The following is a 21,625-nucleotide window of genomic DNA, read 5'->3' on the forward strand; positions in this document are numbered from 1 at the left end:
CGATATTGGCGCTGGCGCGGAGCCTGGACCTGGACGTGGTGGCCGAGGGGGTGGAGACGACGGGGCAGCTGAGCTTTTTGCGGCTGCATGGCTGCGAGGGGTTCCAGGGATATCTGTTTGGGCGGCCTGGACCGGTGGAGGACATCGATGCCTTTTTGTTTGCCACACGCTGAATCAGGGCGCTGTGCGCCACGACGATGGCGCGGCACCGCGCGGCAGGTCTGGCCCGATGGCACTTGGTGTGTGCCAGGCGTGGGCCGTCCAATGCATCCTCCAGCGGCCAGGGGTTCGGTGTGAAGCGCGCGGGCGGAGGTGTCGGCATGTTCCTGGACAAGGTGCTCGATAGCAATGCCCCCGGCAAGCGGGGCCTGGCCCTGGTGGCGGCGCTGGCGATGGTCGGCGCGTGGCTGGTGGTGCAGGGCGTGGTGCACTGGCGCGCGGGCGAGCGTGAGGAAGACCGTTCCCGCCAACTGCAGCAAACCGCAGACCTGCTGATCAGCCAGACCACCGGCGGCAGCATGCTCGGGGCGGTGTCGCTCCTGGGCCTGAGCGAGCCGCTGCTCAAGGACATGGCCACGGGCAAGCTCCCACCCGACCACCCCGAAGCGCTCGCACGGTTGGGCGTGGCCCGGGGCCGGTTCCTCGTGCATGGCGTGTACGTCATGTCGGTCGATGGCACGGTGGTGGCGCACGAGACCGCAGGCCCCCGTTCCACCGGAATCAATCTGGCGTTTCGCCCGTATTTCCAGCAGGCGGCCGAAGGGGCGCTGAGCGTCTATGCCGCCATCGGCAGCAATTCGCAGGAGCGGGGCCTGTACTACGCGGCGCCTCTGTACGACCGCGATACGCCGGCCAGTTCCATCATCGGCGTGGTGATGTTCAAGGTGGGCTTCGAGGCGGTGGACGAACTGCTCAGGCGCTCCGAGTTACCTTCCGTGCTGCTGTCCCCGCAAGGCGTGGCGTTTTCGTCCACACGTCCGGAGTGGCAGTTCGCTGTGGCACCGCCGCTCACGCAGGCGCGCATCGATGCGATCCGCGCGACGCGCCAGTTCGGCCATCTCTTTGAGAACGGCGTGGCGTCGGCACTGCCTTTTTCGCCGGATTCGAAAGAAGTATTCCTCAACGGCGTGACCTATGCCCTGGGCCGCAGCAGCCTTGACTGGAAGGACCCGGGCGGTCCGTGGCAACTGGTCGTGCTCGACGATATCAGTGCGCTGATGACGCCCACGCAGCGCATGCAGGTGGGTGGAGCCACGTTCGTGCTGCTGTTCCTGCTGGGCCTGCTGCTGCTTGACTTGCTGCGCAGCCGTGCACGCGTGACGGCGGCGCTGGAGCGATTCCGGCTGCTGGGCGCCGCGTTGCAGAGTAGCCCGGTGTCGGTGGTGATCACCGACGGGGAGGGCCGCATCGACTGGGTCAACACGCAGTACGAGCGCAACACGGGCTATTCGCTGGCCGAGGTGCGCGGCAAGAAGCCCTCCATCGTGGCCAGCGGGCAGACGCCCCCGCAAACCTACCAGGCGATGTGGTCCTCGCTGCTCTCTGGCAGGTCGTGGCAGGGCCACTTCGTGAACCGCCGCCGCGATGGCAGCACCTACCATGACGAAGCCACGCTGTCGCCCGTGCTCGACGAGAACGGCAAGCGCATCGGCATCGTGGGACTGCATGAAGACGTCTCCGAGCGCATACAGTCTCACAAGGAGCTGGAACGGCGCGAACGCCTTCTCAACGAACTGCTGGAGCAGCAGACCGCCATCTTCGACAATGCGCCGCCCATTGTGCTGGTGTGCGATGGCCACTTCCGCCAGTTCAACCCCTCGTTCGTGGAGCTCATGGGGGGGGATGCCACGGAACTGCTGGGCTTGGGCATGTCACGGCTTTTCGGAACGCCGGCCGCTGCCGAGCATTTCTTTGCCCGGGTGGGACCTGGTCTGGCGGCGGGCGAGGCGTTGCGCGAAACCGCCACCCTGAGCCGTCTGGATGGCAGCAGCTTCGAGGCGCGGCTGGCGGGGCGCAGCCTGCAGATGGAAGGTTTCAAGACGGCCTCCATCTGGGTGATCGAGGACGTGAGCGAGCAGCGGCTTGCCGAGGTGGCCGTGCAGCAGGCCCGCGACCGTCTGGAGATGGCGCAGGAGGCCGGCAAGATCGGCGTGTTCGACATCGACCTGGTGAATGATCAGGTCCTGTGGAGCGAGAAGCTCGTCTCCATGCTCGGCCTGCCGCCCAGCGACCGGCTGCGCAACCGCAGCGACTGGATCGAGCGCCTGCACCCTGAGGACCGCGACCGGGCCCTGGCCCATTTCGGACAGTGCATCGCGAGTGGCGATACGCACCTGCGCGACTCCTGGCGCATCGTGAGGCCAGACGGCGAAGTGCGATGGTTCCTGTCGGCGGCGCGCATCTTCCGTGATGCGGCGGGCCAGGCGGTGCGGGTGGTGGGCGTCAACGTGGACATCCATGAACAGAAGCTGCTGGAGGCTCAGGTGGCCGAGCAGCTCGACTTCCAGCAGGCGCTCATCGACGCCATCCCGGTCCCGCTGTTCTACAAGGGCGCGGACGGCCGCTACATCGGCTTCAACCGGGCCTACGAGCAGTCGTTCGGTGTGGACCGCGAGACGCTGATCGGCAAGACCGTGATGGACCTGACCTTCCTGCCGGAGAGCGAGCGCTCCCAGTTCGACGACGATGCGAGGGAGGCGCTGCACGGCGTGCAATCGGTCCACAAGGAGGTGGATATGCCGTACGCAGACGGCAAGATCCACCACACGCTGTTCTGGCTGCACGGCTTCTCGCGGCCTGACGGCTCGCCCGGGGGCGCCATCGGTACGTTCGTGGACATCACCGATCGGCAGCGCGCCGAAGAGGACCTTCGCCGCGCCAAGGAGCTGGCCGAGGAATCCACCGCGCTCAAGTCCAACTTCCTGGCCAACATGAGCCACGAGATCCGCACGCCCATGAACGCGATCATCGGCATGTCGCACCTGGCGCTCAAGTCGGGCCTGTCCCCGCGCCAGCACGACTACGTGAGCAAGATCCAGCAGGCGGGCCAGCACCTCTTGGGCGTGATCAACGACATTCTGGATTTTTCCAAGATCGAGGCGGGCAAGCTGACGGTGGAAAAGCAGCCCTTCGTGCTCGACCGCATGCTCGAGAGCGTCTCGGACGTGGTGGGCTACAAGGCCGGCGCCAAAGGGCTGGAGCTGGTGTGCGACGTGGCGTCCGACGTTCCACCCAATCTGGTGGGCGACTCTCTGCGCCTGGGGCAGATCCTCATCAATTTCGCCAACAACGCCATCAAGTTCACCGACGCTGGCGAGATCAGCATTGCCGTGCGCCTTCTGGAGGCGGCGGGCAACCGGGTCATGCTGCGCTTTGAGGTGCGCGACACCGGCATCGGCCTCACACCCGAGCAGATGGGGCTGCTGTTCCAGAGTTTTCAGCAGGCCGATACATCCACCACCCGCCGCTACGGAGGCACGGGCCTGGGCCTGGCCATCTCCAAAAGCCTGGCCGAGTTGATGGGCGGCGAGGTGGGTGCCGAAAGCACGTTCGGCAAGGGCTCCACGTTCTGGGTGTCGTTGCCGCTGGAGCGGGGAGCGCCGGCCCGCGTGTTGCTGCCCCCGCCGGACCTGCGCGGCCGCCGCGTGCTGGTGGTGGACGACAACCAGACAGCCGCCACGGTGCTGTCCGACATGTTGCTGGCCATGGGCTTCGAGGTGGACCAGGCGCATTCCGGGCTGGAGGCGCTGGAGCGTCTGCGTGAGTCGATGGCACAGCGCCGGCCGTTCGGCCTGCTGTTGCTGGACTGGCATATGCCGGGCATGGATGGGGTGGAGCTTGCGGGCCACATCCGAGCGCTGGGCATGGCGGAGGTGCCCAAGATGCTGATGATCACCGCCTACGGCCGCGAGGACGTCATGCGCGCAGCGCGCTCGCAGGGCATCGAGACCGTGCTCATCAAGCCGGTCAACGCATCACTGCTGTTCGATACGCTGATGCAACGGCAGGAGCACTCCACCTACAGCGCCCGCCGCCTGGTCACCCCGGCGCCGGCCGCCGAGGAACTGCCGCTGGCGATCCGCGGGGCCTGGGTGCTGCTGGTGGAGGACAACGAACTCAACCAGATGGTGGCCGTCGAGTTGCTGCAGGAGGCGGGCTTTGCGGTGGATGTGGCAGAAAACGGCCAGGCTGCCATCCATTGCATCGAGCGCAAGGCGTACGACGTGGTGCTCATGGACATGCAGATGCCCGTCATGGACGGTGAAACCGCTACGCGGCAACTGCGCAGCAACCCGCGTTTTGCCAGCCTGCCCATCGTGGCGATGACTGCCAATGCCATGGAGGCCGACCGCCAGCGGTGCTTTGCCGCCGGCATGAACGACCACGTGGCCAAACCCATCGAGCCTGCGGCGCTGTGGGCTGCTCTCACCCGCTGGATACGGCCCCGGCCCGGCCTGGGCAAGGCGCTGCCCGCACCCGCCACGTCCGCCGCGACCGACGGGGCCGAGGAGTGGGGCGCGCCACAGACCGCCGATGCGGCGCTTCCCGCACCGCCCCTGGTGGGCGGCCTGGACACCGCGCTGGGTCTGCAGCGCGCCCTGGGCAAGCCGGGGCTGTACGCCGAAATGCTGCGCCGGTTCGCGCAGGGCCAGGGCACCGTGCTGGAGGACATACAGCAGGCACTGGCCACGGAGGACGCCGTACTGGCCGAGCGGCTGGCGCACACGCTGCGTTCCGTGGCGGCCAACATCGGCGCCCAGGGCGTCGCAGACCAGGCCCAGTTGCTGGAGCAGGCACTGCGCAGCGGGCGGCGGGGAGACGCCGTGGCCGGACTGCTGGTGCCACTGGCCACGGCGCTGCAGCCGCTGCTGCAGGCCCTGCAAGGCTGGGCGCAGCAGGCCACCGTGCCTCCCGCGGGTGCGGCGGTACAGGCCGTGGGCGCGGCAGGGGCGCTGTCAGCGGCGGACGCCCTACAAAATTTGCGAGCCCTGCTGGAACAAGATGACCCTGCAGCGCCCGAGTTTTTCCAACACAATGGTTCTGCGCTGAAATCGGCGTTGGGGCAGGCCTTTGCGCAGGTGGAGGCCCACACCCTCAATTTCGACTTCGAGCAGGCCTTGGGGGCCATGGCCGCAGTGCCAGGCTCCGAACACCCCGCTGCCCACGCACCGTGAGCAGAGCACTACGCAGGACCCGACTCCATGGACAACGCGCCCTTTGCCCCCCAGCAATCCGCACTCGTCGATAAGCCGATCGCCACGGTGCTGGTGGTGGATGACACGCCCGACAACCTCACCCTGATGGGAAGCCTGCTGCGCGAGCACTACCTGGTGAAGGTGGCCAACCACGGCGAGAAGGCGCTGAAGATCGCCCAGTCGGGCACGCCACCCGACCTGATCCTGCTGGACATCATGATGCCGGAGATCGACGGCTACGAGGTGTGCCGCCGCCTGAAGGCATCGCCCGCGACACGCGACATCCCTGTGATCTTCCTGACCGCGCGCTCGGACCCCAACGACGAGCGCATGGGCCTGGCGCTGGGCGCCGTGGACTACATCACCAAGCCCATCAGCCCGCCCATCCTGCTGGCGCGGGTGAACACGCACCTGGCCCTGAAGGCCACGGCGGACTTCCTGCGCGACAAGAGCTCCTACCTGGAGCGCGAGGTGGCCATGCGCACGCTGGAAGTGCAGGCCATCCAGGACGTGACCATCATGGCCATGACCTCGCTGGCCGAAACGCGCGACAACGAGACCGGCAATCACATTCGCCGCACGCAGCTGTACATGAAGGCCCTGGCCGAGCGGCTGCGCCATCATCCCCGCTTCGAGCACGCTCTCACCGACCGCATGATCGAGCTGCTCTACAAGTCGGCTCCGCTGCACGACATCGGCAAGATAGGCATCCCGGACGCCATCCTGCTCAAGCCCGGCAAGCTCACGGTGGAAGAGTTCGAGATCATGAAGACCCACACCACGCTGGGCCGCAACGCCATCGACGAAGCCGAGCGCCGCCTCGGCATGCGCGTGGCCTTCCTGAGCGTGTCCAAGGAGATCGCCTACAGCCACCAGGAGAAGTGGGATGGCTCGGGCTATCCAGAGGGCCTCAAGGGCGAAGATATCCCGGTATCGGCCCGCCTCATGGCCGTGGCTGACGTGTACGACGCGCTCATCAGCAAGCGGGTCTACAAGCCCGCCTTTTCGCACGACCAGGCCTGCAGCACCATCGTGCGCGGCAAGGGCACGCATTTCGACCCGGACATGGTGGATGCTTTCGTGGACATCGCGGAAGACTTCCGCAATATCGCGCAGAAGTATCCGGATCCGTCTTGAAGCTGGTTGGGAGAGGCCGCAAAGGCGACAAGCGCGCGGGGCAGCAAACGCGAGGCACCGGGAAGGGGCGTGCTCGAAAACCCCAAGAAAACCGTTCACGCTGAGCCTGTCGAAGCGCTGCGCAAGGCTTCGACAGGCTCAGCCCGAACGGCTCAGCTCGCGCGTCGCGGGGTCAGAAGGGCGCGTCTTCGCTCTTGCTGCCGCTATTCTTGGCGTCGTGGCTTGCGTGGTTGTCCTGGCCATCATCGCCAGCGTCCAGCGCTTCGGCAGGCTCTTGCCCATCGACCGGATCGGCGCCGCTGCCGCCGTCCGCAGACGCCGCCTGGCGCACTGACGCCTTGTCGCCAGCGCTCGCGAACTTGCTGTACTTGCCCAGGATGGGCACCAGCTGGCCGTAGATGCGCGGGTTGCCGGCCAGGCACTCGCGCTGCTCCAGAAAGTCCGCTTCGCCCGTGAAATTGCCCACCAGGCCGCCGGCCTCGGTGACCAGCAGCGAGCCGGCAGCCACGTCCCAGATCGACAGGCCGGTCTCGAAGAAGCCGTCGGTGAAGCCGGCGGCCACATAGGCCAGGTCCAGCGCGGCGGCGCCGGGGCGGCGCAGGCCGGCGGTGCGCTGCATCACGTCGGCCATCATGTTCAGGTAGCTCTTGAAGTTGTCGCCCGGGCGGAAGGGGAAGCCGGTGGAGATGAGGCAGTCCTTGAGCTGGGTGCGCTTGCTCACGCGGATGCGGCGTTCGTTCAGGTAGGCGCCGCGGCCCTTGGTGGCCGTGAACAGGTCGTTGCGGGTGGGGTCGTACACGACGGCCTGCTCGACCTTGCCCTTGACGGCCAGCGCGATGCTGATGCAGTACACCGGGAAGCCGTGGATGAAGTTGGTGGTGCCGTCCAGCGGGTCGATGATCCAGACGAACTCCGAATCCTTGGCGCCGTATTCCTTGCCGGACTCTTCGGCCAGGATGCCGTGGCCAGGGTAGGCCGTGAGCAGCGTCTCGATGATGATCTTCTCGGACGCGTGGTCCACCTCGGTCACGAAGTCGTTGATCTGCTTTTGCGAGATCCGCACCGATTCCACGTCCAGGGCCGCGCGGTTGATGATGGCGCCGGCGGCGCGTGCAGCCTTGATGGCCACGTTGAGCATGGGGTGCAGATTGGACGACATAGATTGTGGTGGTGAGCAGGGCGCCCGGGCCAAAACGGCGGCGGCAGCCTGCGAATCATGAGCGGATCGGCCCGTCCCGGCGATGCGGGCGGCGACAATGAGGGCGGGATTTTACCCGCACCGCCTTTTTTTGCCTAACGCACGGCTTTTCCCCCGCCGCTGCGCCCCGACCCATTCCTGCCCCATGAAGACCCGTTTTGTCCTGATCAATACCAGCCACGCCGGCAATGTGGGCGCCGCCGCCCGCGCCATGAAGACCATGGGGTTCGATGATCTGGTGCTGGTCGCGCCCCGCTGGGCCAACGTGCTGCGGCGCGAGGAGACCATCCAGCGCGCCAGCGGCGCCCTGGACGTGCTGAACAACGCGCGCATCGTCGCCACGCTCGACGAGGCGCTCGACGGCATCAGCCACCTGTGCGCCACGGCCATGACGCCGCGCGACTTCGGGCCGCCCACGGCGGCACCCCGGCCCCATTTCGAAGCGCTATTGAAATGTGAGCTGCCCGCGCACGGCCAGCAAGCGCCAGAGGCCGATCTGGCATCGAAAGCCGGGGGGCAGACCGGCGTGGCCTTTCTTTTCGGGTCCGAACGCTTCGGCATGGCCAACGAAGACGTCTACCGCTGTCATGTGGCGCTTTCCATCCCCACCAACCCCGGTTTCGGCTCGCTCAACCTGGGCGCGGCCATCCAGGTCATCGCCTACGAGTGGCGCATGGCGCTGGGCGGATTTGCAGTGCAGGACGCCACTCCCGCGCGCGAACTGGCGGATGCCGCCCATGTAGCCGGCATGCTCGCCCACTGGGAGCAGGCGCTCACCGCCATCGGCTTTCTGGACCCGGCCGCGCCCAAGAAGCTCATGCCCCGCCTTAACCAGCTTTTCAACCGCGCGCAGCTGGCCCCTGAAGAAATCCACATCCTGCGAGGTGTCGCCAAAGCCATGATCGAGGCGAGTCAGTCAAAACGATAGACTGTGCAGTTAGAACGTGTCTACGGTCTTTTGAGGGCCGCGCAAGTGTATTGTCGGGATGGGGTGCTAGGCGCGGTGCGCAGTGGATAGCTCAGCTATCCACAAGCGCCGCAACGCCGCAGACCGCCCGACAATACGCTTGCCCGAAGGGTTGGAGCGAAATCGGGCGATTGGACGCCCCGGCTGCTTGCATGGGCATGAGCCCATGCGGCGCAGCCGAAGCATCCACTCATCCCGATTGCGCTCCAACGCGGCCCTCAAAAGACCGTAGACACGTTCTCAACACATAACCAAAAGAAACGAAGCAACCGATGTTCGCCCGCCTGCGTTCCGATATCCAGTGCATCCTCGACCGCGATCCTGCCGCGCGCAGCACGTGGGAGGTGATCACCTGTTATCCGGGCCTGCACGCGATCTGGCTGCACCGGCCCGCGCACTGGTGCTGGAACAACGGCCTCAAGTGGCCGGGGCGCTTCATTTCGCACTTTGCGCGCTGGTTCACCGGCATCGAGATCCACCCCGGCGCCAGGATCGGCGAGCGCGTGTTCTTCGACCACGCCATGGGCGTGGTGGTGGGCGAGACCGCCGAGATCGGCGACGGCTGCACCATCTACCAGGGCGTGACCCTGGGCGGCACATCGCTGTACAAGGGCGCCAAGCGCCACCCCACGCTAGGCCGCGACGTGGTGGTGAGCGCGGGCGCCAAGGTGCTGGGGGGCTTTGAGGTGGGCGATGGCGCCAAGATCGGCAGCAACGCCGTGGTCATCAAGCCCGTGCCAGCCGGCGCCACGGCGGTGGGCATTCCGGCGCGCATCATCCCCTCCAAGGCGGGCGAGAGCGCGGACGTGACCGAGCCTCAGCAACCCCGCAAGTTCACGGCCTACGGCATCACCCAAGAGGATGATCCGCTGTCGCAGGCCATGCGCGGCCTGATCGACAACGCCTCGTCGCAGGAGCACCAGATCGCGCTCTTGTGGCAGGCCATCGAAAAGCTGTCTGCGGCATCCCACCAGGCCAAGGACTGCGTGCCCTGCGATGCGGCGATCCAGGAGCAGTTTCAGGCGGGCAAGCTCAACGAACTGGTGGGCAAGTAGGCGGGCTTTGCGTGCGCAAGCTCTGCGGCAGCGGTAAAGGCCGTTAGCTATAAAAAATATAGCTGCTAGCGCTTGTTCATCAAGCGCTAGCAGCTATTTTTACCTTGATTGATCGGGCGAGGGCGCTCAGGCCGTGCGGGGGGCCCGCACTGCGCTCTTGGGCCGAAACGCCTTGCACACCGCGTCCCGCGTTTCCAGGTACGGCCCGCCGATCAGGTCGATGCAGTAAGGCACGGCCGCGAAGATGCCGGGCACGATCTGCCCGCCTTCGGCGTCCTTCAGGCCTTCCAGCGTTTCGGCGATCGCCTTGGGCTGGCCGGGCAGGTTGATGATCAGGCTCTGGCCGCGGATCACCGCCACCTGGCGTGACAGGATGGCCGTGGGCACGAACTTCAGGCTGATCTGGCGCATCTGCTCGCCAAAACCCGGCATTTCCTTGTGCGCCACGGCCAGCGTGGCCTCGGGTGTCACGTCGCGCAGCGCGGGGCCGGTGCCGCCGGTGGTCAGCACCAGGTTGCAGCCTGCGGTGTCCACCAGCTCGATCAGCGTGGCGCTGATGCGATTCTGCTCGTCGGGGATCAGGCGCGGCTCGAAGGTGACGGGGTTGTGCAGGGCGCGGGTCAGCCAGTCCTGCAGGGCCGGCAGGCCCTTGTCTTCATAGACGCCGGTGCTGGCACGGTCGCTGACCGAGACGATGCCGATGCGCACGGCGTCGTATAGCGCGCCGCCCGTGGCAGGGGTGGTGTCAGTCATTGCCGTCCTCGTCGCCACCATCGTCCTGGTCGTCGGCATCGTCCGCACCGCCGCCCAGGTGTTCGCGCACCAGCTGGAAGAGCTCGCGGTAGGCGCGGCCCTTGCGGGGTGCAAGGCCCTGTGATTCGGCGGCTTTGTCGGCGGGTGGCGCGTCCTTGCGCGCCTGGCGGATCAGTGCGCGCAGCTGCTGCGTGTCGGTGCCGGGGTGCTCGTCCATCCACTGGGGCAGGGCGCCGTCGTCGGCGATCAGGCGGTCGCGCCATTGCTCGGCCAGGTGCAGGGCCAGCTTGTCGGAGGCAGAGCCGGTGCGCTGCACTTCCAGCGCCTGGCGGGCGGCGTCGACCAGATGGGGCTCGAGCTTGCGCATCAGCTTGCCAACGTACTGCATCTGGCGGCGCTTGCCCTCGAAGTTGGTGATCCTCTTGGCTTCGTTGATGGCATCCACCAGCTTGTCGGGCAGGCCCACGTTGTTGAACAGGTCGGCGCGCAGGCCCAGCAGGTCCTTGCCCAGATCCTGAAGTTCGTCGCTTTCGCGCTTCATATCCGTGCGGCTGGCATCGGGCGTGCCTTTGAGTTCGGCCTTGAGCTGGATGTCCAGCTCGCTGCCTTCGGCAACGAACTGGCCTCGCACAAAGTAGCCTTTTTTGGGTTTGCGTGACATGGGGTGGGGGCAAATGGGAGGTGGCGCAGCGCGCGCCACAGCGGCAAGTATCATAGCCGTCGCTATGAACAAACCCTCCCAAAGCGCCGCGCGCGCGCATGGCGCTGCCGCTTCCGCCGCCGCCCCCCGCACCCCCGAATCGGGCTTCAGCTACAGCCGCCCCTTCTTTGAAGAGCTGGTGGACCGCGCCCTGGCGCACGCCAAGAAGCTGGGCGCCACCGACGCGGGCGCCGAGGCGTCCGAGGGCTGCGGCCTGTCGGTCAGCGTGCGCAAGGGCGAACTGGAGAACGTGGAACGCAACCGCGACAAGTCGCTGGGCGTCACGGTCTACATCGGCAACCGCCGCGGCAATGCCAGCACGTCCGACTTCTCCACCAAGGCCATCGAGCAGACCGTGCAGGCCGCGTACGACATCGCCCGCTTCACGGCGGAAGACCCGGTGGCCGGCCTGCCGGACGAAGGCGACATCGCGCCCACCGACACCCACCGCGACCTGGACCTGTTCCATCCCTGGGCCATCGACAGCGAGCAGGCCGCCAAAATGGCCATGGAATGCGAGGCCGCCGCGCTCAAGACCCACCGGCGCATCACCAACAGCGAAGGCGCTGGCGTATCGGCCCAGCAAAGCCACTTCTTCAGCGCCCACACGCGCGGCTTTCGGGGCGGCTATGCCAGCTCGCGCCACAGCTTCTCGGTGGCGCCGATCGCCTCGCTGCCCGGCCGCAACGCCGAGATGCAGCGCGACGCCTGGTACAGCTCCATGCGCGACGCTGCCGAACTGGCTTCGCCCGAAGCCGTGGGCCGCTATGCCGCGCAGCGCGCGCTGAGCCGCCTGGGCAGCCGCAAGATCCCCACCACGCAGTGCCCGGTGCTGTTCGAATCCACGCTGGCCGCAGGCCTGCTGGGCGGCTTCGTGCAGGCCGTGAGTGGCGGCTCGCTGTACCGCAAGAGCAGCTTCTTGCTCGACTCGTTGGGCAAGATGGTGTTCCCCAAGCACATCGACATCGCCGAGGACCCGTTCGTCCTGCGCGGCAAGGGCAGCTCGCCGTTCGACGAAGAAGGCGTGCGAGTGGCGCCCCGCAAGGTGGTGCAGGGCGGACGCGTGCAGGGCTACTTTCTGTCGAGCTACTCGGCGCGCAAGCTGGGCATGAAGACCACGGGCAACGCCGGTGGTTCGCACAACCTGACGCTGACCTCGCGCCTGACGCAGCCGGGCGACGACCTCGATGCCATGCTCAAGAAGCTGGGCACCGGCCTGTTCGTGGTCGAGCTCATGGGCCAGGGCGTGAACTACGTGACGGGCGACTACTCGCGCGGCGCGAGCGGCTTCTGGGTCGAAAACGGCCGCATCGCCTTTCCCGTGCACGAGATCACCATCGCGGGCAACCTCAAGGACATGCTCAAAGGCATCGAGGCGGTGGGGGCTGATGTGTACAACTACGGCGCCAAGTCGGTGGGGTCGGTGCTGGTCAACCGCATGAAGGTCGCGGGCAGCTGATGCACTGACTTGGCCCATCCAGGCCTTCTCGCTATCCAAGGCCCCGTAGCTGCAGGGGCCTTTCTTTTTTCTGGCGGCTTCGCCCCTGCCTGCGCCTGGCGCGTCAGCGGTCTGTGTGGTCGTGGACCACGTGCTTCACCGCCGCCAGCGCGGCGCGCAGCGTGTCCGGCGGCACCGAGCCCAGGGCCAGCCGGATCGCATGCGGCACCTGCCGCGATGCGGCGAAAGGCTCGGCCATCGAGACAGACACCCCCTGCGCCAGCAGCGCGGCGGCCACGCGGTCGGCGCGCACACCCTCGGGCAGGGGCAGCCAGCTGAAGTACGACGCGGGGTGGCCCATCAGCGGTAGCCCGGCCAGCACCTTGCGTGCGATGGCCTGCCGCGTGGTGGCGTCGCGGCGCTTTTCTGCCTCCAGGCGGCGCACGGTACCGTCCTGCAGCCAGCCGCAGGCCAGGGCGGTGACCACGCCGGCCGTGTTCCAGGTGGTGGTGCGGATGGCGCGCTGCAGCAGCGGTGCCCACTCCTGCGGCGCGGCCGCGAACCCGAAGCGCAGCCCGGTGGCCACGCTCTTGGACAGGCCGGACACATACACCGTGGATTCGGGGGCGAAGGTGGCCAGGGGCGCTGGCGCATCCTTGGCCAGAAAGGCGTACGCCGCATCCTCGATGGCCACCAGGCCATGTTGGCGCACGATGGCCGCCAGATCCTGCCGCCACTGCGCGCTGCAGACCCAGCCCAGCGGGTTGTGCAGGGTGGGCATGGTGTAGATGGCTTTCACACGCCTGCGTGCGCACAGGCGCTGCAGCGCGTCCAGGTCGGGGCCCTCGGTGCCATTCGCCGCGGCGGGCAGCGGCGCCAGGGTGAGGTGCAGCATGCCGGCCAGCGCCTTGAAGCCCGGGTAGGTGAGCGCGTCCACCGCCACCACGTCGCCGGGCTGCAGCAGCGCCATGCAGGCCACAGTCAGGCCGTGCTGGGCGCCGTCCACGATCAGCACCTGGGCTGGGTCCACCACCAGCCCGCGTGCGCTGGCCAGGTGCTGCGCGACGCACGCGCGTTCGTGCTGGCGGCCGCCGTGGGGGGCGTAGCGCAGCAAGGCCTCCAGGTCGCCACCGGCCGCCAGGCGGCGCAGGCCGCTGGCCAGCAGCCGTGCCTGCCCGGGCAGCGCGGGGTAGTTGAAGTTCAGGTCCATTACGCCTGCCGCCACGGCCTGCTGGTCCACCGCCAGGCCCGCAGGCACGGCGGTTTCGCGCACGAAGGTGCCGCGCCCGACCTCGCCGCTGGCCAGGCCCAGGGCCTGCAGCTCGGCATACACCCGCGTGGCAGTGGTCAGCGCAATGCCGTGCTGGCGCGCCAGCTGGCGGTGCGTGGGAAGGCGGGTGCCGGGCGCCAGCCGGCCGGCGCGAATCTGCGCGGCGAGGTCGTCCACCAAGGGCTGGAACAGGGGATGCGTCATGGTGCGGGGTGCACTTGCGTTGTGTGTGGTGTGTGGTGGGTGACTGCGGGATGTACTCAGGACAATTTTTTGATTGTATGGGTTCACCTGCCTACGATGGACGCTGTTCTTCAACCCCGCACCACACGCCCGTTGCGGCGCACCTGCCATGCACATTGCCATCCTTACCTTCGACGGATTCAACGAACTCGACTCGCTCATTGCCTTGGGGCTGCTGCACCGCATCAAGCGCCCCGGCTGGCGCGTGAGCCTGTGCTGCCCCACGCCGGAGGTCACATCGATGAACGGCGTGACGGTGCGGGCCCAGTCGCTGCTGGAAGAGGCGGGTACCGCCGATGCCGTCATCGTGGGCAGCGGTGTGCGCACGCGTGAGGTGGTGGACGATGCGGCGCTGATGGCCCGGTTGGCGCTGGACCCTGAGCACCAGCTGATTGCGGCCCAGTGCTCCGGCACGCTGGTGCTGGCCCGGATGGGGCTGCTTGGCACGGTGCCGGCCTGCACGGACCTCACCACCCGGCCCTGGGTGCAGGCGGCGGGTGTGGAGGTTCTCCACCAGCCTTTCCATGCACAGGGCAATGTGGCGACGGCGGGCGGGTGCCTGGCGTCGCCCTACCTGGCGGCCTGGATCATTGCGCGGTCAGAGGGGCTGGAGGCCGCGAGCGCTGCGCTGCACTACGTGGCCCCCGTGGGCGAGAAGGATGCCTACGTGGCCAATGCCCTGGGGCGCATCGGACCGTACCTGCAGGCCTGAGCGCCACAGCCGGCGAGCAGGGAAGCCCGCCCAGCAGGCGGATGCGCCGTGGCCTTGTGCCGGATGGCTCAGTAGGCCGCGCCGGCCTTGGCAGGTGACGGGGCGGGGGCCGTCGCACTGCCGCCACCGCCAAACTGCGCCCGCAGCTTGCGGGCCGCATTCACAAACATCAGCACGTCCACGCCCACGGCCACGAAAGTGCAGCCCAGATCGAGATAGCGCTGCGCCAGCACGGGGTCGGACGTGAGCGTGCCCGCGGCCTTGCCGCTGGCGATGATGGTCTTCATCGCGGCTTCGATGGCGGCCTGCACCTCTGGGTGGCCGGGGTTGCCCCGGTGGCCCATGGACGCGGCCAGGTCGGCCGGTCCGATGAACACGCCGTGCACGCCGTCCACGGCGCAGATGGCGTCGAGGCTGGCAAGCGCCGTGGTGGTCTCGGCCTGCACCAGCAGGCAGACCTCATCGTCGGCGATGTTCAGGTAGTCGGTGCGTGCGCTCCATTGCGATGCGCGCCCCACGGCGCTGCCGACGCCGCGCACGCCCAGCGGCGGGTAGCGTGTGGCCGACACGATGGCGCGTGCTTGTTCTGCGGTGTCCACCATCGGCACCAGCAGCGTCCTGGCGCCGATGTCCAGCATCTGCTTGATGAGCGCGGTGTTGCCCTCCACCACGCGCACCACGGCTTCGGACGGGTGCGCCGCCACGGTCTGCAGCGCGGCCAGCGTGCTGCGCACATCGTTGGGCGCGTGCTCGCCGTCGATCAGCAGCCAGTCGAAGCGGGTCGTCGCGGCCGCTTCGGCCAGGTAGGGGTCGGCCATGGAAAGCCACAGGCCGATCTGCGAACGGCGTTCTGCCAGGGCAGTCTTGAAGGGGTTGTGTGCGGGCATGTGTGTTGTTCCGTGATGTAGTCAGTCGAGCAATCCTTGGCACACGTACTTGGTGTGCAGGTAGTCCTCCAGCCCGTGCGTGGAGCCTTCGCGCCCATAACCCGATTCCTTGACGCCACCGAACGGCGCAGCCTCGGCCGAGATCGCGCCCTCGTTCACGCCCACGATGCCGGTCTCCAGCAGCTCGGCCACGCGCCAGATGCGGCGCGCATCGTTGCTGTAGAAGTACGCGGCCAGTCCAAAGGGCGTGTCGTTGGCGGCGGCGATCACCTCGGCCTCGTGGGTGAACACCGTCAGCGGCGCCACGGGGCCGAAGGTCTCTTCGCAGGCGCAGGCCATGGAGCTGTCGGCACCGGTGAGCACGGTGGGGGCGTAGTAGGTGGCGCCCAACTCCGTCAGGCGCTTTGCGCCGGTGAGCACCTTGGCGCCCCGGGCGACGGCGTCCTGCACATGGCGCTCGATCTTCTCCACCGCACGGTCATTGATCATGGGACCGATCTGCGAGGCCGGGTCACTGGCCGGGCCGACCTTCAAGGCACTCACGCGGGCGGTCAGCTTGGTCGCGAATTCTTCATGCACCTTGGCATGCACGAACACCCGGTTCGGGCACACGCAGGTCTGGCCGCCGTTTCGGAACTTGGCGGCCATGAAGCCGTCCACGGCCGCGTCGACATCTGCATCCTCGAACACGATGAAGGGCGCATTGCCGCCAAGCTCCAGCGAGAGCTTCTTCAAGGTGTCCGCGCTGCGGCGCGCCAGGTGCTTTCCCACGGGGGTGGAGCCGGTGAAGGTGATCTTGCGCACGCGGGCATCGCCCAGCCACACGTCCACCACCTCGGGCGTCTTCTCGCGTGAGGCGGTCACGATGTTGAGCACGCCCGCAGGCACCCCGGCCTCGTGCGCCAGCAGCACCAGGGCCAGCGACGTGAGTGGTGTGTCTTCCGCCGGCTTGCATACCACGGTGCAGCCCGCAGCCAGGGCCGGGGCGATCTTGCGCGCGATCATCGCGGCCGGGAAGTTCCACGGCGTGATCGCGGCCACCACGCCCACGGGTTCCTTGAGCGCAAACATGCGGCGGCCAGGCACGGGTGCGGGGATGACTTCGCCGTTCATGCGCGTGGCCTCTTCGGCAAACCACTCGATGTAGCCGGCGGCGTAGGCCACCTCGCCCTTGCCTTCGGCCAGGGGCTTGCCCTGTTCCAGGGAGATGAGCGTGCCCAGGTCGTCCTGGTGGGCCAGCACCAGGTCGTTCCAGCGCTTGATGATGGCCGCGCGCTGTTTGGCGGGCACCTTGCGCCAGGCGGGGAAGGCGGCATGCGCCGCTTCGATCGCGGCACGTGCTTCAGCGGCGCCGCTGTCCGGCACGGCGATGATCACGGCGCCAGTGGCTGGGTCGGTCACGTGGAGTACGGCCGTGCTCGCGGCGGCCGTCCACTGGCCGGCGATGAAGTTGGCGCTGCGCACGAGGTCGGTGCGGGAGAGTGTCAGGGGCATGGTGCTTGGAATTTGAATGAAATTGGCCTCAAACGCTTATCTGTAATGCGCCGGCAGCTATGATTTTTGATTGAACTGCATCACGACACGATGCCCAGGTGCCAAGGCACGAATTCGTGGTCGCCCAGGCCCAGGACTTCGCTCTTGGTCTGCTCGCCGCTGGCGTGGCGCAGGATCTGCTCGAAGATCTGCTGCCCCAGTTCGGGCACCGTGAGTTTGCCGTCCACCACCACGCCGCAGTTGATGTCCATGTCCTCTTCCAGGCGCTCGAACATCGGCGTGTTGCTGGCCAGCTTGATGGTGGGCGCCGGCTTGCTGCCGAACATGGAGCCGCGCCCGGTGGTAAAGCAGATGAGCTGCGCGCCGCTGGCGATCTGGCCCGTCGCTGCCACCGGGTCGTAGCCGGGGGAGTCCATGAACACGAAGCCGTGCTCGGTGATGGGCTCTGCGTATTCGTACACCGCACGCAGCGGCGTGGTGCCGCCCTTCATGGCGCTGCCCAGCGATTTTTCGAAGATGTTGGCCAGGCCGCCGGCCTGGTTGCCGTGGCCCACCACGCCGTTGAACTGCGCGTTCTGGCCCGCTGCATAACGCTCCCACCAGGCCAGGCGATCCAGCAGCTTCTGGCCCACCTCGGGGGTGATGGCGCGGCGGGTGAGCATGAACTCCACGCCGTGGATCTCGGGCGTCTCGCTCAGGATGGCCGTGCCGCCGTGGCGCACCAGGATGTCCATGGCCGCGCCCAGGGCCGGGTTGGCAGTGATGCCCGAAAAGCCGTCGGACCCGCCGCACTCCAGGCCGATCTTGAGGTGGCTGGCACTCACGGTGCTGCGCTGCGCGGCGTTGGCATCGGGCAGCATGGATTCGATGGCGGCAATGCCCGCCGCGATGGTGGCGCGGGTGCCGCCCACCTCCTGCATCACCAGCGTGCGCATGAGCTTGCCTTGCTGCAGGCCCTGCGAGTCCACGAGCGCATCGACCTGGTTGCGCTCGCAGCCCAGACCGACGATCAGCACGCCGGCCAGGTTGGGGTGGCGTGCGTAGCCCGCGAGCGTGCGGCGCAGCACGTCGAAATGTTCGCTGGGCGATGACATGCCGCAGCCGCTGGTCTGCGCGAACGCGGCCACGCCGTCCACGTTGGGGAATGCGGCCAGCCGCTCGGGCGTGAAGTGCGCGGCAATGCGCTTGATGACCGTGGCCGAGCAGTTCACCGACGACAGGATGCCGATGAAGTTGCGGGTGCCCACGCCACCATCGGCACGCACGAAGCCCTGGAAGGTGGCCTGCTGGTCCTCGGGCAGGTAGTCCACGGGCCGCACGTCGGCGCCGAAGGCGGGGTCGCGGTAGTAGTCCACCAGCTGGAGGTTGTGGCTGTGCACGTAATCGCCGGGCTCCAGGTCGCGCGTGGCGACGCCGATCACGGTGTCGTACTTTTTCACCTGCTCGCCCTCGGCGATGCGGCGCGCGGCGATCTTGTGGCCCGCGGGCACCTGGGCGCGGGTGCGCACACCCAGTTCGGGAATCTCCTGGCCCAGCGCCAGGGCCGTCTTGGCGACGAGCACATTGTCGTGGGGGTGCAGGTGCAGCAGCGGGCTGTTGTGCGTGGTGCCGGGCAGCAGGGTGGGGGCCGTGGGGGCGTTCATCGGAGGCCTTGTGTCATGAAAAACGCGCTCCCTGGAAAGAAACCGGAGGAGCGCGCGGGCATCAACTCTTCATCAGTTCGCGCAGCTTGAGCTTGTCGATGAGCAAGGTCTCCTTGGTGTAGACCGTGTTCACGTACTTCTCGTAGTCGGGGCCGTCCAGGTACAGCAGGGGCGCGTCGAGCTTCTCGGCCACGGCCTTGAACTCGGGGCTGCCCACGGCCTGCCTGAAGGCGTCGCGCAGCCTGGCCGTCACGGCGGGGTCCAGGCCTTTGGGGGCGCCGATGCCGTTGGGGGCATCCACCACCACGTCGTAGCCGGACTCGCGCAGCGTGGGAACATCCTTGAAGCGCGGCGTGCGCTGTTCGCCCCAGGTCGCCAGCAGGCGCAGCTTGCCCGCTTCAACGTGGGGTGCCCACGAGCTGGAGTCGGCCAGCGCATCCACATGGCCACCCAGCACGCCCTGCAGCGCCTCGGAGCCGCCCTTGTAGGGCACGTGGTTGAGCTCTATGCCCGCCACGCTCGCGAACTCTTCCATGCCCACGTGCGTGGCGCCGCCCACCCCGGCATGGGCGTACGTCACCTTGCCCGGGTGGGCCTTGGCGTGCGCGACGAAGTCCTTGAGCGTCTTGAAGGGCGAGTGGGCCGGCACCGCGATGCCGAAGGTCTGGCCCGAGGTGCGCGCGAGGTAGGTGAAGTCCTTGCGCGGGTCGGCGGCCAGTGTGCCCAGCTGCGAGAAGCGCGTGACCGAGATCGGGATCTGGCCGATGGTGTAGCCGTCGGGCTTGGCCGAGGCCAGGGCCTTGGAGCCGATCATGCCGGAGGCGCCGGCACGGTTTTCCACCGCGATGCTCTGGCCCAGGATGCGGCCGGCCACCGAGCACAGTGCGCGCATCGACTGGTCGGCCGTGCCGCCTGCGGGCCAGGGGCAGATGAAGGTGAGGGGGCGCTCGGGCCAGGTCTGTGCGAACAGGCGGGAAGATGTGGTGGCGAGGGTGGCGGCGGCGCCAACGGCGCCGAGGACGAACTGGCGCCGTCCACTGCGTGGGTTCTGCATGCGTGTCTCCTGCTTTTTTTTGAATCGGGAGCCGCGATTGTTCAAAACCAATGCATAACAATCCAATGAAAATACGGACTGTCTTCATTGCAAAAAGGTGATGAAGAACCGCCAGCCCACCGCCAGCAATCCACACCCACCACGATGGCACAAATCGACCGTGTACTGCGCAGCAACCTCAAGCTGCGTCATCTGCAGATGCTGGTCGCGCTCGACCAGTTCCGCCACCTGGGCCGCGCGGCCGAGTTTCTCTCGGTCACGCAACCTGCGGTTTCCAAGACGCTTGCCGAGATCGAGAGCATGTTCGGCCTGCCGCTGTTCGAGCGCTCCACGCGCGGCACCGAACCCACGCCGGCAGGCGCCAGCGTGGTGCGCTTTGCGCGGTCGGTGCTGGCAGGCTACGAACGCACGCGCGAGGAGATCGCTGCCGAGGCCAGCGGTGCCGTGGGCCGCACCCGCGTGGGCGCCATGGTGGTGGCCACGCCCGTGCTGCTGGCGCAGGCCGTGGAGCGGCTCAAGGCGCGCTCCATCCACACCACGGTGCTGATCGAGGAAGGCGACCTCACACGCCTTTTGCCGAAGCTGCGCCTGGGCGAGCTGGACCTGTTCGTGGGCCGGCTCGAACCCGGCTACGCCTCGCCCGACCTGGAGACAGAGGCCCTGTATGCCGAGCCCATGGCCGTGGTGGTGCAGCCCGGCCACGCGCTGGCGCGCAAGCGCAAGCCGCAGTGGGCCGACCTGGCCGCGCTGCCCTGCGTGATGCCGCCGCCCTGGGCCTCGCTGCGGGTCAAGCTCGACCAGATGTTCTTCGCGCATGACCTGCACCCGCCTGCCGACATCGTGGAGTCTGCCTCGTTCCTCGCACAGCTGTCCTTCATCCACCAGCGCGGTGCCGTGGCCTTCATGGCACGGGCGGTGGCGCAGCACTTCGCACAGCAGGGCCAGGTGGCCGTACTGCCGCTGGCCGTGCCCATCGATTTGCCTCCCGTGGGCCTGATCACCTTGCGCGGCCAGCGGCCCACGCCCGGCACAGAGCAGTTGATCGCCTGCCTGCGCGAAGTGGCAGCGGGCATGCGCAAGAAGCCGCGCGCAAAAGCGTGAGCTGTCAGTTCCAGGTGCGGGCCAGTGCTGCTGCGGCCGTCTGCAGCCTCGGCAGCTTCTCCAGCGCCTGCGTCAGCGACATGCGCGCCACGGGCGCCTGCAGCGCCACGGCGCAGCGGATGCTCTTGCCGTCAGCGCCGCGCACGGGCACGGCCACGCAGACCAGGCCTTCGACGAACTCTTCGGCATCCACCGCGTAGTCGTCCTTGCGGATGCGCTTGAACTCGGCGTCGAGAGCGGAGCGCGTGGTCAGGGTGGTGGCGGTGTGGCGGGTCAGCGCCAGTCCCTCGAGCAGCCTGTTGCGCTGGCTGGCGGCCATGTGCGCCAGCAGCAGCTTGCCGCTGGCCGAGCAGTGCACGGGCACGCGCGTGCCGGGGCGCAGGTTCATCTGCAGTGGAAAGGCCGACTCGATGCGGTCCAGGTACACCACCTCGGCACCCGACAGGGCCGTGAAGTTGCAGCTCTCGCCCACCTCGGCCACCAGCTGGCGCAGCACGGCATGGCGCACACCCTGCTGCGTGCTGCCGGCCAGCGTGGCCTCGGCCAGGCGCAGCAGCCGGGCTGCGGGGGCGTAGCGTCGGCCGTCGGGCTCGCGCGCTAGCAGGCCGCCGGCCTCCAGTTGAACCAGCAGCCGGTGCACGCTGGGCTTGGGCCAGCCGCTGGCGGCGACTGCTTCGGCCAGCGTGAGCGGGCGGGCCTCGCGCACCAGCAGCTCCAGCAGGTCGAAAAGGCGCAGCCCGGGCGAGGCGGCAGTCGTGGTGTTTTCTGTCATGAATCT

Annotated in this window: 17 protein-coding genes; 8 read left to right on the top strand and 9 right to left on the bottom strand. The window is 67.8% G+C overall.

Translation table 11 applies throughout. The features are described from left to right. The 3 genes from KW835_RS23145 to KW835_RS23155 form a co-directional block, all read left to right on the top strand. Window positions 1–173: EAL domain-containing protein (locus KW835_RS23145; protein ID WP_218386879.1), on the top strand; the 173-nt coding region annotated here is incomplete at its 5' end. A 147-nt stretch (window positions 174–320) separates the two neighbouring features. Beyond that, the gene (locus KW835_RS23150) at window positions 321–5,174 is read left to right on the top strand and encodes a PAS domain S-box protein (protein WP_218386781.1); all 4,854 of its coding nucleotides are present in this window, start codon (window positions 321–323) and stop codon (window positions 5,172–5,174) included. Window positions 5,175–5,201: 27 nt separating this feature from the next. Further along, on the top strand, window positions 5,202–6,332 hold the full coding sequence (locus tag KW835_RS23155) for a two-component system response regulator (RefSeq protein WP_218386783.1): 1,131 nt from the start codon (window positions 5,202–5,204) through the stop codon (window positions 6,330–6,332). Between the two features lie 172 nt (window positions 6,333–6,504). Here the strand turns inward: KW835_RS23155 and KW835_RS23160 are convergent, their stop codons facing one another. Next, window positions 6,505–7,491, bottom strand: coding sequence for an inositol monophosphatase family protein (locus KW835_RS23160; RefSeq protein WP_255593859.1), 987 nt, complete (start codon window positions 7,489–7,491; stop codon window positions 6,505–6,507). 184 nt (window positions 7,492–7,675) lie between these two features. On the opposite strand from KW835_RS23160, the gene KW835_RS23165 reads away from it, so the two are divergent. Both KW835_RS23165 and cysE read left to right on the top strand, forming a co-directional pair. Further along, complete coding sequence (locus tag KW835_RS23165; RefSeq protein WP_218386785.1) at window positions 7,676–8,458, top strand: RNA methyltransferase; 783 nt, start codon at window positions 7,676–7,678, stop codon at window positions 8,456–8,458. Window positions 8,459–8,769: 311 nt separating this feature from the next. Next, window positions 8,770–9,552 (top strand): serine O-acetyltransferase, encoded by a 783-nt coding sequence (gene cysE / locus KW835_RS23170; RefSeq protein ID WP_218386787.1) that lies wholly within the window; start codon window positions 8,770–8,772, stop codon window positions 9,550–9,552. A gap of 126 nt (window positions 9,553–9,678) precedes the next feature. Here the strand turns inward: cysE and mog are convergent, their stop codons facing one another. Further along, complete coding sequence (mog, locus tag KW835_RS23175) at window positions 9,679–10,305, bottom strand: molybdopterin adenylyltransferase (protein ID WP_218386788.1); 627 nt, start codon at window positions 10,303–10,305, stop codon at window positions 9,679–9,681. Continuing rightward, entirely contained in the window at window positions 10,298–10,966 is a 669-nt protein-coding gene (gene yjgA, locus KW835_RS23180; protein ID WP_218386789.1) for a ribosome biogenesis factor YjgA, read from the bottom strand. The genes mog and yjgA overlap by 8 nt, the downstream gene beginning before the upstream one ends. Window positions 10,967–11,030: 64 nt before the next feature. Between yjgA and pmbA the strand changes: the two genes are divergently transcribed. Then, window positions 11,031–12,464, top strand: a complete 1,434-nt coding sequence (gene pmbA, locus KW835_RS23185; RefSeq protein ID WP_218386791.1) for a metalloprotease PmbA — start codon at window positions 11,031–11,033, stop codon at window positions 12,462–12,464. Between the two features lie 103 nt (window positions 12,465–12,567). Here the strand turns inward: pmbA and KW835_RS23190 are convergent, their stop codons facing one another. Next, the gene (locus KW835_RS23190) at window positions 12,568–13,917 is read right to left on the bottom strand and encodes a PLP-dependent aminotransferase family protein (protein ID WP_218386793.1); all 1,350 of its coding nucleotides are present in this window, start codon (window positions 13,915–13,917) and stop codon (window positions 12,568–12,570) included. 148 nt (window positions 13,918–14,065) lie between these two features. Between KW835_RS23190 and KW835_RS23195 the strand changes: the two genes are divergently transcribed. After that, window positions 14,066–14,668: a DJ-1/PfpI family protein gene (locus KW835_RS23195; protein WP_218386794.1), complete on the top strand. Its 603-nt coding sequence runs from the start codon at window positions 14,066–14,068 to the stop codon at window positions 14,666–14,668. A gap of 68 nt (window positions 14,669–14,736) precedes the next feature. On the opposite strand, the gene KW835_RS23200 is transcribed toward KW835_RS23195, so the two are convergent. The 4 genes from KW835_RS23200 to KW835_RS23215 form a co-directional block, all read right to left on the bottom strand. Beyond that, the gene (locus KW835_RS23200; protein ID WP_218386796.1) at window positions 14,737–15,555 is read right to left on the bottom strand and encodes an aldolase/citrate lyase family protein; all 819 of its coding nucleotides are present in this window, start codon (window positions 15,553–15,555) and stop codon (window positions 14,737–14,739) included. Window positions 15,556–15,576: 21 nt separating this feature from the next. Further along, window positions 15,577–17,049: an NAD-dependent succinate-semialdehyde dehydrogenase gene (locus tag KW835_RS23205; protein WP_218386798.1), complete on the bottom strand. Its 1,473-nt coding sequence runs from the start codon at window positions 17,047–17,049 to the stop codon at window positions 15,577–15,579. A gap of 80 nt (window positions 17,050–17,129) precedes the next feature. Further along, entirely contained in the window at window positions 17,130–18,692 is a 1,563-nt protein-coding gene (locus KW835_RS23210; RefSeq protein ID WP_218386799.1) for a UxaA family hydrolase, read from the bottom strand. 61 nt (window positions 18,693–18,753) lie between these two features. Beyond that, window positions 18,754–19,746 carry a tripartite tricarboxylate transporter substrate binding protein gene (locus tag KW835_RS23215; protein ID WP_218386801.1) on the bottom strand — a complete coding sequence of 331 codons (993 nt, stop codon included), beginning with the start codon at window positions 19,744–19,746 and terminating at the stop codon, window positions 18,754–18,756. A 144-nt stretch (window positions 19,747–19,890) separates the two neighbouring features. Between KW835_RS23215 and KW835_RS23220 the strand changes: the two genes are divergently transcribed. Then, a complete protein-coding gene (locus tag KW835_RS23220; protein ID WP_218386802.1) occupies window positions 19,891–20,847 on the top strand; it encodes a LysR substrate-binding domain-containing protein in 957 nt (318 codons plus the stop codon). A 4-nt stretch (window positions 20,848–20,851) separates the two neighbouring features. Here the strand turns inward: KW835_RS23220 and KW835_RS23225 are convergent, their stop codons facing one another. Further along, entirely contained in the window at window positions 20,852–21,619 is a 768-nt protein-coding gene (locus KW835_RS23225; RefSeq protein WP_218386804.1) for an IclR family transcriptional regulator, read from the bottom strand. Window positions 21,620–21,625 lie beyond the last annotated feature (6 nt).

The sequence above is a fragment of the Acidovorax sp. sic0104 genome (assembly GCF_019219095.1).
Taxonomy (GTDB): Bacteria; Pseudomonadota; Gammaproteobacteria; order Burkholderiales; family Burkholderiaceae_C; genus Acidovorax.